This is a genomic window from Bacillus sp. FSL M8-0063 (assembly GCF_038005545.1).
Classification (GTDB): Bacteria; Bacillota; Bacilli; order Bacillales; family Bacillaceae_G; genus Bacillus_A; species Bacillus_A wiedmannii.
Genome location: NZ_JBBOTJ010000001.1, coordinates 72,752 through 88,480, shown reverse-complemented (window position 1 = coordinate 88,480; position 15,729 = coordinate 72,752). Strand labels below are relative to the sequence as shown.

14 protein-coding genes, 2 pseudogenes and 1 riboswitch are annotated in these 15,729 nt (G+C 34.8%); of the genes and pseudogenes, 6 read left to right on the top strand and 10 right to left on the bottom strand.

The window, feature by feature from the left end; translation table 11 throughout:
• Positions 1 to 399: 399 nt before the first annotated feature.
• Positions 400 to 537 (bottom strand): annotated as a pseudogene (locus MKX31_RS29165) (HAMP domain-containing protein); the annotation flags it as partial.
• A 375-nt stretch (positions 538 to 912) separates the two neighbouring features.
• Between MKX31_RS29165 and MKX31_RS00410 the strand changes: the two are divergent.
• From MKX31_RS00410 to MKX31_RS00400, 3 genes are all read left to right on the top strand, one after another.
• On the top strand, positions 913 to 1,635 hold the full coding sequence (locus tag MKX31_RS00410; RefSeq protein WP_088046919.1) for an amino acid ABC transporter ATP-binding protein: 723 nt from the start codon (positions 913 to 915) through the stop codon (positions 1,633 to 1,635).
• 121 nt (positions 1,636 to 1,756) lie between these two features.
• Positions 1,757 to 2,548, top strand: a complete 792-nt coding sequence (locus tag MKX31_RS00405) for an ABC transporter substrate-binding protein (RefSeq protein WP_064477212.1) — start codon at positions 1,757 to 1,759, stop codon at positions 2,546 to 2,548.
• A gap of 93 nt (positions 2,549 to 2,641) precedes the next feature.
• Entirely contained in the window at positions 2,642 to 3,334 is a 693-nt protein-coding gene (locus tag MKX31_RS00400) for an amino acid ABC transporter permease (protein ID WP_064477211.1), read from the top strand.
• 53 nt (positions 3,335 to 3,387) lie between these two features.
• On the opposite strand, the gene MKX31_RS00395 is transcribed toward MKX31_RS00400, so the two are convergent.
• Positions 3,388 to 4,473, bottom strand: coding sequence for a fatty acid desaturase family protein (locus tag MKX31_RS00395; RefSeq protein ID WP_064477210.1), 1,086 nt, complete (start codon positions 4,471 to 4,473; stop codon positions 3,388 to 3,390).
• Between the two features lie 580 nt (positions 4,474 to 5,053).
• On the opposite strand from MKX31_RS00395, the gene MKX31_RS00390 reads away from it, so the two are divergent.
• Together MKX31_RS00390 and MKX31_RS00385 are read left to right on the top strand one after the other, a co-directional pair.
• Positions 5,054 to 6,580, top strand: coding sequence for an FAD-dependent oxidoreductase (locus MKX31_RS00390; protein WP_340979688.1), 1,527 nt, complete (start codon positions 5,054 to 5,056; stop codon positions 6,578 to 6,580).
• Between the two features lie 143 nt (positions 6,581 to 6,723).
• Positions 6,724 to 8,025, top strand: a complete 1,302-nt coding sequence (locus MKX31_RS00385; RefSeq protein WP_088046917.1) for an MFS transporter — start codon at positions 6,724 to 6,726, stop codon at positions 8,023 to 8,025.
• A gap of 14 nt (positions 8,026 to 8,039) precedes the next feature.
• Here the strand turns inward: MKX31_RS00385 and MKX31_RS00380 are convergent, their stop codons facing one another.
• Both MKX31_RS00380 and MKX31_RS00375 read right to left on the bottom strand, forming a co-directional pair.
• On the bottom strand, positions 8,040 to 8,822 hold the full coding sequence (locus tag MKX31_RS00380) for a nucleotidyltransferase domain-containing protein (protein WP_064477207.1): 783 nt from the start codon (positions 8,820 to 8,822) through the stop codon (positions 8,040 to 8,042).
• 121 nt (positions 8,823 to 8,943) lie between these two features.
• Positions 8,944 to 10,053 (bottom strand): PRK06851 family protein, encoded by a 1,110-nt coding sequence (locus MKX31_RS00375; RefSeq protein WP_088046916.1) that lies wholly within the window; start codon positions 10,051 to 10,053, stop codon positions 8,944 to 8,946.
• Positions 10,054 to 10,202: 149 nt separating this feature from the next.
• Positions 10,203 to 10,315, top strand: a riboswitch (SAM riboswitch).
• A gap of 84 nt (positions 10,316 to 10,399) precedes the next feature.
• Between MKX31_RS00375 and MKX31_RS00370 the strand changes: the two genes are divergently transcribed.
• Positions 10,400 to 11,032, top strand: a complete 633-nt coding sequence (locus MKX31_RS00370) for a cyclase family protein (RefSeq protein ID WP_340979686.1) — start codon at positions 10,400 to 10,402, stop codon at positions 11,030 to 11,032.
• Between the two features lie 5 nt (positions 11,033 to 11,037).
• On the opposite strand, the gene MKX31_RS00365 is transcribed toward MKX31_RS00370, so the two are convergent.
• From MKX31_RS00365 to MKX31_RS00340, 6 genes and pseudogenes are all read right to left on the bottom strand, one after another.
• Positions 11,038 to 11,442: a hypothetical protein gene (locus MKX31_RS00365; protein WP_445661299.1), complete on the bottom strand. Its 405-nt coding sequence runs from the start codon at positions 11,440 to 11,442 to the stop codon at positions 11,038 to 11,040.
• Between the two features lie 221 nt (positions 11,443 to 11,663).
• Positions 11,664 to 12,153: pseudogene (locus tag MKX31_RS00360) on the bottom strand (ATP-binding protein); the annotation flags it as partial.
• A 168-nt stretch (positions 12,154 to 12,321) separates the two neighbouring features.
• A complete protein-coding gene (locus MKX31_RS00355) occupies positions 12,322 to 13,587 on the bottom strand; it encodes an S-adenosylmethionine decarboxylase related protein (protein WP_088046915.1) in 1,266 nt (421 codons plus the stop codon).
• A 237-nt stretch (positions 13,588 to 13,824) separates the two neighbouring features.
• Positions 13,825 to 14,493 (bottom strand): hypothetical protein, encoded by a 669-nt coding sequence (locus tag MKX31_RS00350; RefSeq protein ID WP_064477203.1) that lies wholly within the window; start codon positions 14,491 to 14,493, stop codon positions 13,825 to 13,827.
• Positions 14,494 to 14,655: 162 nt separating this feature from the next.
• Positions 14,656 to 15,105: a hypothetical protein gene (locus MKX31_RS00345; RefSeq protein WP_064477202.1), complete on the bottom strand. Its 450-nt coding sequence runs from the start codon at positions 15,103 to 15,105 to the stop codon at positions 14,656 to 14,658.
• A 20-nt stretch (positions 15,106 to 15,125) separates the two neighbouring features.
• Complete coding sequence (locus MKX31_RS00340; RefSeq protein ID WP_064477201.1) at positions 15,126 to 15,650, bottom strand: hypothetical protein; 525 nt, start codon at positions 15,648 to 15,650, stop codon at positions 15,126 to 15,128.
• Positions 15,651 to 15,729: the final 79 nt, after the last annotated feature.

Below are 15,729 nucleotides of genomic sequence, written 5' to 3'. Positions count from 1 at the left end.
TTGCATCGAATTTTCATTTTCTTTTGCCAATGCTTGAATACCTTGAATTAAAGAAGTAAAGACTCGTGTACTTTGCCCTAAAGCTTGAACCATTTCTAAAGACAACTCGTCAGACTGTTTTGCTTTTTCTTCTACTTCACTCGCAATAGAAGTTGTTTTATCAACAGCAGAAACAATCGCCTGAATGGAAGCAGCTGATTGCTCAGCGCCAGAAGAAATCTCTGTAAGAGTTTCAGACACACCTCGTGCTTGCTTTGTTGCTTCCCCTGTTTGCCTTCTAATTTGCTGTACTTGATTGTTTGTATACGAAAATGTTGTATCAATATTTTTTACCATGCCCCTTAAGTTTCCTAACATCATATTAAATGCGACACTTAAAGATTTAATTTCATCATCTGCCTTCGGTAATGGAACATCTTCACGAATATCACCCTCAGCCGCTTTCCTTGCCGCCTCCTCTAACTTTCGAAGCGGTTTAATTAGAAATATGGCTGCTCCATACGCTAATATTCCAGACCATACTACGCCTAATAGCATAACAATGATATTATAAACGGTTTGACTTACATAATCTTGAAAATAATCATATATAACGTAAATAAAAATTAAACTTGTCGAATATGTAATAAAAGCTAAAATTGTAGTGAATAGCATAAGCTGCATACGTAAGCCAAAGGAAAATGTCTTCCTTTCTTTTTCCATTTTTCTTTCCCCCTTTTTATAAGCAATATAAATACTACCTATATATTATTATCCATATTTTCATTATAGAAGGATATAGGGATTTTTGAAATTTATTATTTCCTTGAATATCAAATCCCACGAAAAAAATGAAGGATTCTGACAATTTGTGGCTAATAACAGAAATAAGGGGAAACATTTGTAAAATATATTTTTGACTGGGGGTTTTGTATGATTCAGGTTCGAAATCTAGTAAAATCATTCGGCTCGCTTGATGTTTTAAAAGGAATTGATTTACAAGTAAAAGAAAAAGAGGTTGTTGTTTTAATTGGTGCCAGTGGTTCCGGTAAAAGTACATTACTTCGCTGTCTTAACTTTTTAGAAATGTATGATGAAGGTGAAATTCACTTACACGGTGAACGAATTGATCCACAGCATTCAAATTTAAACAAAGTCCGTGAAAATGTCGGAATGGTTTTTCAGCACTTTAACCTCTTTCCCCATATGACCTCGCTAGAAAACATCATAGAAGCACCTATCCATGTAAAAAAATTAGAAACAACAAATGCAAAGGAAATTGGAAATCAGCTTTTGCAAAAAGTCGGTCTACAAGATAAAGCAGATGTAACTCCCCACCTCCTGTCAGGTGGTCAAAAGCAGCGCATTGCCATTGCACGAGCTCTTGCTATGAATCCTAAAATTATGCTATTTGATGAACCTACCTCAGCCTTAGACCCTGAACTTGTTGGAGAAGTATTGCAAGTTATGAAAGAACTTGCTGAAGAAGGAATGACCATGGTTATTGTTACTCATGAAATGAATTTCGCAAGAGATGTAGCAGATCGCGTCATATTTATGGATGATGGAAAGATTGTAGAGGACGCTCCGCCAGCACAATTCTTTTCAGCTCCATCACATGAACGAGCAAAGCAATTTTTACGCAACGTTTTATAATGTAACTTCTGTTTCAAATGAAAAGAAATACATTCATACGGTGCACAACTAATTGTCCAAATAAAATATCTCAGTAACATACTTAAAACCATCCGTATGATCAATATATAGGAGGGGTTTTATGAAAAGAAAACTATTAACCATTGTTGCGAGTATTACATTATGTACATCCTTCATACTAGGAGCCTGTAGTAAGGAAAGTGCTACTACTTCAAATGGTGAAAAAGAATTTCGTTATGCGATGAGTGGCTTATATAAACCTTTTAACTATAAAGAAAATGACGGAAAGCTTGCCGGTTTTGATGTGGAAATTGGTGAGGCACTTGCGAAAAAAATGAATATGAAACCCACTCCTATTACAAATCCGTGGGAAACGCTAATTCAAGGTCTACAATCGAAAAAATATGATGCTATATTGGGCAGTATGGCAATTACAGAAGAACGCTTAAAAGCCGTTAGTTTCTCCAATCCTTATTATCGTTCTGGTGCCCAAATTTTTGTTGCTAAAAAGAATACATCTATCTCTTCTCCAGAAGATTTGAAAGGTAAGAAAATTGGTGTTGTAAAAGCTAGTACCTTTAAAGACCTTGTTGCAAAACATACAAATCAAATCACAGAATATGATAGCGATATTACTGCACTTATGGACTTAGAACCTGGACGTATTGATGCAGTAATCACTGATCAAATGGTTGGTTTACGCATGATCAAAGAAGGTAAATCAAATATAAAAGAAGCTGGAAAACCATTAAATCTTGATGAAATGGGAATTGCTATTCGTAAAGATGATAAAGAAATGGTTGAGAAAGTAAATAAAGCTTTAGATGAAATCATTAAAGATGGTACGTATGAAAAGATCAGTAAAAAATGGTTTGGACGTAATATTCTCGGTGAAGAGGAAAAAACGAAGTAAATTAGCTAGTCAAATGTTTCAGACATTATGCCCCACTTTTTATGTGGGGTATTTCATTCCCTACCAAAATCCATACAATATGAGGTGACACATATGTTTGAAATTTTTATGTCTACTTATCCCACACTCTTAAAGGCTACTATTGTCACATTACAATTAACACTAACATCCCTATTAATTGGTTCACTAATTGGATTACTATTCGCTTTTTTTCGAATCTCTAACAATAAGATTTTAAATAGTATTGCTCATGTATATATCGCCATTATTCGTGGTACACCTTTAATTGTTCAAATTGCCATTCTCTATTTCGGTATTACATCGATTATTGTCTTCACTCCTTTTTGGGCAGGAGCAATTGCTTTAGCAATCCATAACGGTGCATATATTACTGAAATTTTCCGCGGATCCATTCAATCTGTCGACCGTGGACAATTGGAAGCTGCTCGTTCTTTAGGCATGCCTTATCCTTTAGCTATGCGCCGTATTGTATTACCACAAGCATTTCGTCAATCTCTTCCTCCTTTAGGAAATCAGTTTATTATTGGATTAAAGGACTCTTCTCTCGTTGCATATGTAGGATTGTCCGAATTATGGGGATCAGGTTTATCAATTGCTGCAAGTAACTTCCAACAGTTAGATACATACATAATCGTTGGTTTATATTACCTCGTACTTGTTCTTGTATTTACTTATTTTGTTAATCTTTTAGAAAAACGCCTACAACGAAAAGAAACAAATTCAGTTCAATTTAGTAAAAAGAATAAAAAAGAAGTCTCTTTATAAAAAAAAAGCAAGCCTGAAATGGCTTGCTTTTTCACTGCAAAATATATCAATTTTTACTGATTTACTTTTTTAATACTCTCTTCTTCCTCTATATGTTCCTCACGATATGAAATATTATGAGGATCTAGTCCATTTCCTAAAGAACCATAGAAATGCTCTCTATGCGGATCCACTAATTCACTTCCTTGATAATACACACGTGGTGTATTCCATAGCGCTGCCAAAGCTTTTGTCATTGGCATCTCATGATAGCGTTCCGGCCACATTTCTTTAATTTTCTCTTTTACTAACGGATAGTATTTAGAGCTCATAGCAGGGAACAAATGGTGTTCTGTATGATATGAGAAATTGAAATGTAAAACGTCTACCCAGCGCGGCACTGTTACTGATAAACAGTTCGCTAACGGATCATTTACTGGAACAATTGGATTTAAGCGATGATTTGTTGCGATATATGCCATTACAATAAAGTTAGCAATTAACAATGGAATTACATATGCAAATAACCATTTTCCAGGTCCCATAATAAACAATAAACTAATCCAAACAGTCCAAGGCAAAAGAAGTTGAAGCCATACAGATTTTTGATTGGATGACTTAAATTCCTTTATAAAATGAAAGAACATTCGAGTCGAATGTAACGTAAATTGAATGGTTAGTGACAGAAAACTAAAGAATGAACGAACATGAAGAGGCATGCGATATACCCACCTCAAAAACTTACTCTTTTTCAGTTTCTCCAGTGTAGGCCATGCATCTGGGTCATTCTCTTCATGTTGTGTATGAACATGATGCGTTGCATTATGCCACTTTCTCCAAAGCTTCGGGCCAGTTGATAATGGCATAAATGCTATCGCGCCTAAAAAATCACGAAGCCATGCTTTTCTTACCACTGTTCCATGTAAAATTTCATGTCCTAAAAATCCAAGTGAAGCAAAACATAATCCAAGAACAATCGCAATTCCTAGATTCGCCCACACATTCAATTCAAATACACCAATCGATATTAACCCCGCCAATGCCACAAGCAAATAAGCCAGTCCACCAAATAAACGAGTAGGAACTGGTTTAAATGCTTTTTTCGGCAAATGTGGTGATACACGTGCTGCATACCACCCAAACGTATGAAGCTCCTTCATCCTTTTGCCCCTTTCTTATGCCGCGCCTTGCGCAACTTACATATATCAATTCTTGCTTCCAGATTGATTTTACTAGGTGATTAAAAAAGCATCTATTATAAGGAAAATATACTCACTCTATCGTCACTTATTTTTCGCTTTTATTATCAATGAAAAACATTTCTCTTTTTACTCTCTATCAACCTTTCCACATGATGAATCATATCAATAGAATTTCTATATTGTCAACAACTTTTATGACCTAGTAATAAAAGTTGGTTATATTTTTATAATTATACTTTATTTCACTAAAGAATAAACATATATTTTATAAGGTTTCGCTCCTTATTTATATACATACAATTCCATCCTACAAACTCTATTTTATTCAAGAACTCTCGTTATAAACAACAAATAAACTCACCTGAATCTAGCTTTACACAACTCATACCTCTTCATACCGACAACACCAAATAATTATATTAAAATAATTACATCTCTCTTTTAATAAAAATAGACTCTTTCTAAAACAGCGCACATGAATTTCATATCATATGGAAATATTAAAAGGAAAATTGTTCTAAAATCGGGAGGTTTTATAATGACAAGCGATACATTTCCACAATTCCCATTATCTTATTGGATTGAATCTACTCAGGTCCCTGCTTTTCCCCCTTTATCTGAAGATACAAAGACAGAAGTTGCTGTTATCGGAGCTGGTATTACAGGCATTACGACTGCCTATTTACTTGCAAAAGAAGGTATGAACGTTGTTTTAATTGATTCTGGGCTTATTTTAAATGGAACGACTGGGCATACAACAGCAAAGGTAACAGCACAACACGATCTTATTTATGATGAATTAATAAATCATTTCGGTGTGGAAAAAGCGAGGCTTTACTATGAATCAAATAATCATGCTCTACAATTCATAAATGAGACGGTGCAAACATATAAAATCGACTGTAATTTCTCAAATGAAGATTCATATTTATATACAACTACTGATAATGGATTAAGAAGTTTATCGAAAGAATATGAAGCCTATCAAAAATTAAATATACCTTGTGACTATGTTCAATCTCTATCAATTCCGATCCCAGTACAATCTGCACTTGTCATGAAAAACCAAGCACAATTCCATCCCCTCCTTTATTTGAAAACACTTTTAGAAAAGTTTGTGGAGATGGGCGGAAAAGTTTATGAACAAACAACAGCTATTGATGTGGAAAAGGGTGATTATCCACAAGTCATTACAAAGGGCGGACATCGCATCACTTGCAAATATGTTGTCTCTTGTTCACATTTTCCTTTCTATGATGCGAATAGCTTTTTCTTTACGCGAATGTATGCCGAACGCTCTTATGCTCTTGCAATCAAAGCAAAAACGGATTATCCAGGTGGCATGTATTTAAGTATTGATGACCCAAAACGTTCCTTGCGCTATACAACAAACAATGGAGAAAAATTAATTTTAATTGGCGGAGAAAGTCATAAAACAGGACAAGGAATAAACACAATGCTTCATTATGAAGCACTGTATTCTTTTGCGGAAGCAACGTTTGGAGTAGATGACGTTCCCTATAGATGGTCAGCACAAGATTTAATCACGCTAGATAAGCTTCCTTATATCGGACATATTAACGAAAGAAATCCAAATATATTTGTTGCAACTGGATATCGTAAATGGGGAATGACAACTGGAACTGCTGCCGCTCATTTACTGAAGGACTCCATTCTAAAAGTCCACAATCCCTATAAGGAACTGTATGCACCATCACGCTTCCATGCAAATCCAGATATAAAAACATTCCTCTCCCAGAACATTGATGTTGCGAAACATTTAATTGAAGGAAAGATTGAAACCACATTACGTAAGCCAGAAGATCTCGAAGTTGGTGAAGGATCTGTCGTACATGTTAACGGAAAACGAGCAGGTGCTTATAAAGACAAAGATGGAAAATTACATATTGTCGATACAACTTGTACACATCTCGGCTGCGAAGTTGAATGGAATAATGGTGATTGTACTTGGGACTGTCCTTGCCACGGTTCACGCTTTTCAATTGAGGGAGATGTTATGGAAGGTCCAGCAGATCAACCGTTAAAACGAGTTGATAATGAGTAAACAAATAAAGAAGTTCAACAGGTTTCCTGTTGAACTTCTTTATTTGTTATAAAACATTTTCAGATAAATCCCAATACGAGAAGGAAAATATTAACATAAAATAAAATAATATATTCATCTACAAATTAAAAGGAGTGAATATTATGCAACCTTCAGCTCCACCTCATCTAGAATCTACAGAAACTATCTTTTCGAGCTCTATTACAAAACTTGTTGTTTTTATTTGTTGGCTAGCTATTCTAGCTGATGGATATGATTTAGGTATTTACGGGGCCGTTCTGCCAAAGCTCCTAGAAGACAAAAGCTGGGCACTTTCACCAGCACACGCTGGTACAATTGCTAGCTATGCTTTATTTGGGATGTTTATTGGCGCTATTCTAGTTGGAACCATTACAGATCTAATTGGGCGAAAATGGACGCTTATATGCTGTTTAGCACTTTTTTCTATCACAATGGGTCTAGCTGCACTTGCTCCTTCTCCTGAATTATTTGGTTTATCTCGATTTATTGGAGGAATCGGATTAGGCGGTGTTATTCCAACAGCTTCAGCACTTACCGTTGAATATTCACCAAAAAAGCGGCAATCTTTTATTTATGCTCTTATGTTTACTGGCTATCCTTTAGGTATCGTGTTAGGCGCTATTTTGTCTATGTTTCTGTTAGAAGATTTCGGATGGAGAACTATGTTTGGCATCGGAATGATTCCACTGCTCCTCATTCCTTTCATCATTCGTTATTTACCTGAATCCATTCAATTTTTATTATCACGTAATCGCCAAGAAGAAGTAGAAAAAATCCTTCATCGTTTTCAAATTGAATTCCATGAAAACGATGAAACTCATCAAACCTCATCTAATATACGAAAGAAAAATGGATTTCTTACTTTATTCTCAAAAGAATACATAAAAGCAACGCTGCTTTTTTGGATCACTTATATAATGGGAATGTTTTTAATATATGGTTTAAATACTTGGTTACCGCAGATGATGCGCCAAGCAGGATACCCTCTTGGATCTAGTTTATCATTTCTACTTATGCTAAATATTACTGCCGCTATCGGTGCATTATTTGCTGGAGCAATTGCGGATCGTATAGGAGCTAAAATTGTTATTAGCATCTCCTATCTTATGGCAGCTATATGTATTGGACTATTAACAATTAAACCATCTGTTACAACCATCTACCTTTTAATTGGTCTTGCTGGAATTGGATCAGTCGGCATTACTCAAATATTAAATGCATATGTAACACAATACTTCCCATCCCATATCCGGGCTACTTCCTTAGGCTGGGGACTTGGACTTGGCCGAGTTGGTGCAATTGCTGGTCCTATTCTTGTCGGTATTATTATGACAATGCAGTACGACTTAGCATGGAATTTTTACTTATTCTCATTCGCAGGTCTTCTCGCAGCTATATCTGTTTTCTTTATTCCTACAAAATGAAAAAGAGCACAAACTCACTTGTGCTCTTTTTCATTTACTGCAAACAACATATCTCGAAACAATGTATTTAAACTCTCAATGTCGATTCCTAATCCCTTTTCAATTCCTTTTACATATTGCTGGTAGTAATGAAGTTGTTCTTCTAAAAATTGATTCAACACCTCAATTTTTAATCCAATATCTAATTCAGTACCTGCCTTTTTCTTTATTACCAACTGTTCAATTTCATCTAATACACTGCGTTCTAATGATAACTCTGTAATCAACCGATCAAATTCTACAGGTGGTAAAGTCTCTTTCTCCTCTAACCATTTACAAGCTAAAATAGGACGTAATACATAGAAGTACTTTTTCAACTTTACATTCTCACCTTGCAAAAATTCACGATAATTTTTTGAAGCCATATGTAGGTAATGATATATCGTTGCTTTTGGATCAAAGTGCTTATCACTCATTTGCTGAAGTTGTTCTGGAAAATGAGAGTTTTTCGAATAAAAAATCGGTGATCGAATCCATTCGAGTAAAGCTGGGTTTGACTTTGCGAATAATTGTAACGCTTTTTTAATATCCCATCCGCTTATATCTAAATCATCACTAATCGGATACTCAATTACATCTCGTTTATCATGAATTGATAAATACCATTCGACCGGGTGCATATAAACGAATCTAACATCATAATCACTATCTTTCGATGGAAATCCCCAAGCACGACTCCCTGATTCCACTGCAAATAAAATTTTCACATCATTCTCTTGTTCAATTCTTGCTAACTCCAACCTAATTTTCTCTCTCATTTCATACCCTCTCCATTTTTTGATTATTTCCTTGGAAATTCGACAAATATACTACTAAGTTTACTACATACTAAAATAGCTGTCAGAAAATTCCCGACAGCCTACCAAAGTTCCTTATTTTTTACTTGTTCTTTTCTGTTACACTAACCGCAATTCGTTCAAACTCTTTTTGAATCTCCTCTTTATATGCGTCTACTTTTGAAAAATCCATAGCAGCAATATAAATTCGTTCTAATTTATCACGAACTGATTTCGCTTTCGCTAGGAAAGACATCGCCTCATTCATTTTTGCTTTATATTGAATCGACACGTCACGAATTTCTGTCGCATACTTCTCATCTGTCCCTGGTGTCACAATCAAGGCATACATATCTATAATTTCATCACCTTCGCGGCTCGGAAAATATTCATGTGGTGCGGTACTATCAAAAATTGCAAACCCTAATTCTCTTACGATAACCATATCAAGACTATTTGGATCAAATCCACAATGATATACTTCAACTTCAAATCCTTTTTCTTCTGCTGCCTTAGCTAATTTTTTAAGCATTGTTGATTTCCCAGAGCCTGGGCGTCCTTTTATAAAATAACGATGTGGTAATCCCTCTGTTAAATTCGGAACAAAATCAACTGCTCCTTTCGGTGTAGCTGCCCCTAAAAACCGGTGTTTCACAAGCGATTGTTTCCCGCCTTTATCTGTAAGTAACTTCTGAATCAGCTGATCGGTTAGTTCATTTGCTTTATTAAAATCAATATTATTAATATATATGTTCTCCCACTCATCATGTATAACTAGTGCCTCGTTAAAACATGCGTAAGCAGTTTGAAAAGCCTTACTTGCTTCTGAAACAAATCGTTCAATTTCCACCTTCTGCTTTCTTAATTTATCTGAGTCCCAAGCAACCCCTAAATTAATATACTCTTCGACAACTCCTGGCATTTTCGGCTCAATAACATGCGGTGATGTTCCATCAACAATTCCTACTTTTAACTTCGGGATAATTACACCATCAACCGATTTATTATCAGAAGAACAGTGTAAAAATTCAATATCATATCCTTTTTCAACCCACTCACGACCTATTGCTTTGATTAAAGAAGATTTCCCGGTTCCAGGACCACCCTTTAAAATAAATAACCTGTTTAGCCCTTTTAAATTCTCGTCGTATAAATTATGAAATCCTCTAGCTGTATTTCCACCAGCGTAATAATTCAATACATTTCCTGTCACTGCACTCACTCCTTCGCAGCATTCTATTTACATAAGCTACAATATGCGAGCAACTTTATTTGGGTGAATACCTATTTTGTATTGCACGAAAAAAGGAAATGAATTACAATTTAAAAGTAGTGAATATTCAGAAATGAAAACTTAATATGTCTTTATCAAGAGAGGCAGAGGGACCGGCCCTTTGACGCCCAGCAACCTCAGTTTATATAAACTGAATAGGTGCTAATTCCTGCAAAATGCATTGCATTTTGAAAGATAAAACGTAACTATTGTGTGCAAAACTCATCTTTCTTGATTATGAAGGGTGAGTTTTTTTATTTCAAAACATATATTGGAGGTATTTAAAATGAAAGTAATTGACCTATCACAAACATTTGAAAACAATATGTCCCAATTCCCTGGAACACCAAAAATCAATTTAGGAGCCATTACAAGCGTTGAAAAGACAGGCTATCAAGTTACAGATTTTCATTCTGTCGTTCATGTTGGCACGCATTGTGATGCTCCTGCTCATTTCATTTCAGGCGCAACGACTATTGATCAATTACCCCTAGATCAATTTGTAGGCGAAGCTGTTCTTATTGATGTAACTCATATTCAAGAGCGAAAGTTACGTAAGGAAGTATTACACAACGCTGACATAAAAGAAGGAGATATTGTTATTTTCCATTCCAATCTATCTACTAAATGGAATACAGAGGCGTATGAGCAAGAAGCTTTTTATCTTTCTGAAGAATTAGCCGAGGAATTAGTTCAATTAAAAGTAAAATCGGTCGGCCTAGATTTCATTTCTCCTGATGAGGTAACGACAGAAACATCACCAATACATCACATACTACTTGGGAATAATATTTATTTAATTGAAAACTTAACAAACTTAGATGCAATTCACACGAAACGTTTCTTTTTCTCAGCGGCACCTTTAAAAATTAAAGATAGCGACGGTGCTTTCGCAAGAGCATTCGCTGTAATTTTTTAAACAAACTATACAAAAAAGCAAAGATCATCATTGACCTTTGCTTCTATTTTTTTATTTAAACTAAGAAAGAATTGCTCAACACGAGGACGTAACCAAGCTAAATAATCTTTCTCTTTCTTCTTTGTACAAGCTATTTCTTCCCCATCTACCATTCCGACAAGCTCTAGCTCTAACAGTTGCCTCGTAAATGCTAGCATATTTATTTCTTCGTCTGGATACTCTTCTTTTAATTTCTCCTCAATTTCCCCTAATAAAAAACCGTCACGCATCATTGCCAATGCATCAATCCAAAGTGGCGGCATTTCATATTTTTCTCCTGTAATTGTATCTTTTACAATATAATTCTTTTGCTCTTTTCGAAATTGAATCGTGTGTAAACATACAGTCGAATTTAATGTTAATTCCATCATACCACCTCTTTCATAATATCTGCATAGAAAAAAGGATGCGCGTGCACCCCTTCTTTCTCTAACACTACCGAACCGTTACATGAATAACAAATCTCATGTCGATATTTTCCTCCATTATAAACGAAGTATTTTATAAAAAAAACCCTTCTTGAAACATTTTATAAAATGTTTATATTTACACAACAAGAACACTTTTCTGAAAAATATTTTCCTCTAGCATATTATGCTGTCGGTAAAAAAATTTCCACTTTCGTTCCTATTCCCATGCTACTTTGAATCGCGATACTTCCTTGATGTTCCTCAATAATTTTATATGTAATCATTAACCCAAGTCCCGTATCATTCTCCTTTGTTGTGTAAAAAGCCTTTCCAACCCTCTCTATACCAAAGCCTTGATCTTCAACAGAAATACACAAATGCCTTTCAGTTTTTTGATATGCACGAATATGAATATCTCCACCTTCTGGCATTGATTCTATTCCATTTTTAATAACACTTGTTTTAATTTTTTATCATCACCATTTATAACGGGTAGATTTCCATCTACTTGCACATGAAATGTCACTCTATATCGCGCTGCATAACTTTCCATTAGCTGTACAACATATAAAAGGATTCCCGTATATTACACCATTCATAATTCGTTGATTTCGGTTTTCCTAATAACATCAATTCACTACCAAACCCGTTAATTCTTTCAAATACTTTTAAGGCTTCTTTTTCCTCATAAATAAAGCTTTTAAATTTGTTCATATAAATACTCCTCATGTTCTATACAAACACTCTACATATTATCTCCTTAAATTATCAGTATGAAATTGCTTTCAGGGCAATACGAAAAGGAAGGGGATCCCCATCCCCCTCCCTTTTCGCTATAACTTATATCCATCTTACCCGATCATGTAGCAATCCATCCGTAAAATCATTTCCCCCTACTACAAAATCCTTCATATATAAATTTAAATATTCTCCATACTTACTTTCTGTATTTAATAATAATTCCTCTACATAATAGGCACCTTGTTTAAAGTTATCGAAAAGTAAACTACACAAACCAGCATAAATTCCGCATCCTACTTGAAAGTAAGTTGCATTCGTTTTATATTTACGAAAAACTTGACTGCTATTCATCACGTTATACATATATGTCTCGCTATTTTCATAAACGAGTAATACACCAACTAGATCCTCGCCAGCAATCTCTTCTTCCGCTGGATTAAATACTTTACGATTCCAGTTCCATAAATCTTCTACCTTATCTAAATTCTGCCTAATTACATTTGTTGTATACTCGTTAATTCGGTAAAGAAACCCAACTTCCATATTGAAGTTTTTCCCTAAAATTAAAACTTCCTCATGTGGCATTAAACAACCATAAAACTCTTTCTCTCCTAACTTTACTTTATACTCTGAAGCATATACATCTTCATAAAAATAAAGGGGACGATGATGACTCATATACATCGGATAACTCCATATCGCTTCATCTAGAAATCGCTCTACTGCCCATGAAGCATACAGTGTATGAGGCTTTATTAGTGCTGTATCATTCAAAAATGACGTATCATGTTCTACTATATAGCATGCTCTTGGCTTTTCCTGTGGGCGTTCCTTCATAAGTTCAACAACCATCCACTGAACAACACCTGGATTCATACCTGAGCCTATAATTGCTTTTGTATCTGTAAATTTCTCTTTCTCCTTCTCAAACCTCGTATATCTTTCCGTAAGCTGAAAGCCGATTAAACTATCGTCCTGATCTACTGCCTCATTTTCCAAAGCTGAATTAATATAACAAATTCCAAGTTCATTACAACAACTTAATACTCTGATTGTATCTGCCCCTGAAACATCAATAACAACACTCGTACTACTTTCTTTTAAATGCTGTTTAAATGTCACTACATCTTGAAGGTCGATTTCATATAAAAACAATTGATCTTTCAAATTTGGAAACAACTCATCATAATAAGTCCTATCTTTTTGTTTTATATCAACCAAATGAAATGTAACATTCTTTATCACTTCATAAATCGGGTCTTTTTCATTTACTATCGCTTGATTTAAAATTGCTAAAACTGCTTTTGCTGCTCCACCAGCACTACCAAGTAATGTAATCGATAACGAATTTGGAAACTGCTCCACAAACAAAACCCCTTTAATAAATTAGTTAAGCAGTTCTCCCTCAAAAAATAAATTGAATACATCAAAAGACAGCTCGTACATATTTTTTATGATTTAGCACAAGATTTCCTCTTCAACGTTCACACTAACACATTTATATTCAATTCATTTTTCCCCCTCATATTCAAATCGAGCTAAACAAATAGGCTCGACCTTTTCTTCTGCATATAAAAGAAAAAGCCAGCCCTTTCAACTAGTCTACGGACAATGGACAGATTTCACGTGTTGAATATTCACATACATTTTTGCATCACGTGCTTTTAATATTTCAATATGCCCTTCATCAATCTTTGCCATCTTTCCGATCTTATTAGATTCCTCACCTAAATCGAACACCATGATTTTGCCGGACATTTTAATAAGCTGTTCTTCAAATGTTCTAGCTAACGTAATATTTAATGGATTCACGGGGAGTTCATTTTTATTGAGGGCGTACGGGACTTGATTTTCTTTATACGGAATTAACCATTTCAAATGCTTTAAAGATATATATACTGTTTTATAAACTGGACTATAAAAAACAATATAATCGTTCATTACACTTGTAACATAACCATGTATTGGAGCATTTCCTGCTACATAAACTTCTGTAAAAATCCCTTTAGAAGTACTTAATACTTTTCTCAAAGAAATGGAAGGTGATTCCCTCTTAATTACAGAATCAACATCTGGTTTTGATATTTCTTCATCATGTGGTCTTAAAAATTTATAATATTGTACATGGTATAAAGATATATATACGTAGTCTTGTCCGTTGTAAAGAACAACAATATCATTTCCTACGTCTATTAATACACCTTTAAATCTTTTTTCACCGATTAATTTAACATATATATTTTCTCCAATACTTTTGTTTAACTCATTCATCTGTATCCTCCTTCCTATGGATTTCTTCTTTCCTGTCTTTCATTTCTAAAAAAATAATCAGGGCAAAGTTCTGTTTTAATAGTAAGTAATTCCTTTTCATACTATCGAAATAAGAAATTGTTCTTCTCTTTCCCTCATAATGCCCCTCTTATTTATTAAACATTATTCATCTTCATTCTTTTTACATTTCACTACTTGACTCACACTCTTAATATGATAATTAATGATATAAATGACTTCATCGCAGTTTACTAGTGTAATACATTCTTCATGCACTTCACTTAATAAACCTTCCACGCACTCTGGACCACCACGATTAATCTTTACCCACTTATACTTCAAGTCACGTAATACATCGACAAAAGTATCTTCATCAGAGCAGAAATATGAACTATAACAATCGCCACATTTACTTTCTTTCACTTTCTTAACTAGACTCTTCACATGTTTCAACTGATAATATACTAATTCACCATGAGGTAATTGTAGCGTTAGATAATTTTTGCCTAACGCTACGAGCTCACCCACTCGACTTTCTGGTCCGCGAAGATTTACTTTTACAGCCTCACCAACTAAACATTTAATTTGGTCACAGCATAATACATTCTCCAATTTCGTATCCCCCTTTCCTCTTATCTTCCTCTACTTGATTGTCTTTGTGCACGAGCGCGACCTGAATTATTGCTACTATTTTCCTTACTGCTACTATCATCGCTCTCATCGCTCTCTCCGCATGCTAATGCATTATAGTTAACGCTTTTAATATGCTTTATTGCAATTAATATAAGTTCCTCTTTTACGATTAATGTTACGAAATCACAAGATACATCTTGCAAAATGCCTTCTACTTTCTCTGGACCACCGCGATTAATTTTTACCCAGCAATATTTGAAAGTTTGAAGTAGTGCCTCAAAGTCTTCTGCACATTCGCAATCTTCCCACTCGGAATCACTTGATCCACAGTCTTTCGCATTTTTTGTAATACTTTTTAGATGACTAAGTTGATAGTAATAAAGCTCACCTTTTTCATTCTGCAATACGAAGTAGTCCGGACATACTGATATTATTGTTCCTTTTTGAGATTCCGGACCACCCCTGTTTACTCTCACATAAGATCCAATTAAGTCTTTCAGAAAATCACAATGAAATAAACTCACGAGAAAACCCCTTCCATTAATTTATAAGCTTTTGCACTGATAGTATATGTATCTGTACAGGTTACGTGCTCTATGTTTG

Coding starts and splice junctions, on each gene's coding strand:
- MKX31_RS00410 (WP_088046919.1), top strand. CDS start 913: ATGATTCAGGTTCGAAATCTAGTAAAATCATTCGGCTCGCTTGATGTT.
- MKX31_RS00405 (WP_064477212.1), top strand. CDS start 1,757: ATGAAAAGAAAACTATTAACCATTGTTGCGAGTATTACATTATGTACA.
- MKX31_RS00400 (WP_064477211.1), top strand. CDS start 2,642: ATGTTTGAAATTTTTATGTCTACTTATCCCACACTCTTAAAGGCTACT.
- MKX31_RS00395 (WP_064477210.1), bottom strand. CDS start 4,473: ATGAAGGAGCTTCATACGTTTGGGTGGTATGCAGCACGTGTATCACCA.
- MKX31_RS00390 (WP_340979688.1), top strand. CDS start 5,054: ATGACAAGCGATACATTTCCACAATTCCCATTATCTTATTGGATTGAA.
- MKX31_RS00385 (WP_088046917.1), top strand. CDS start 6,724: ATGCAACCTTCAGCTCCACCTCATCTAGAATCTACAGAAACTATCTTT.
- MKX31_RS00380 (WP_064477207.1), bottom strand. CDS start 8,822: ATGAGAGAGAAAATTAGGTTGGAGTTAGCAAGAATTGAACAAGAGAAT.
- MKX31_RS00370 (WP_340979686.1), top strand. CDS start 10,400: ATGAAAGTAATTGACCTATCACAAACATTTGAAAACAATATGTCCCAA.
- MKX31_RS00365 (WP_445661299.1), bottom strand. CDS start 11,442: ATGATGGAATTAACATTAAATTCGACTGTATGTTTACACACGATTCAA.
- MKX31_RS00350 (WP_064477203.1), bottom strand. CDS start 14,493: ATGAATGAGTTAAACAAAAGTATTGGAGAAAATATATATGTTAAATTA.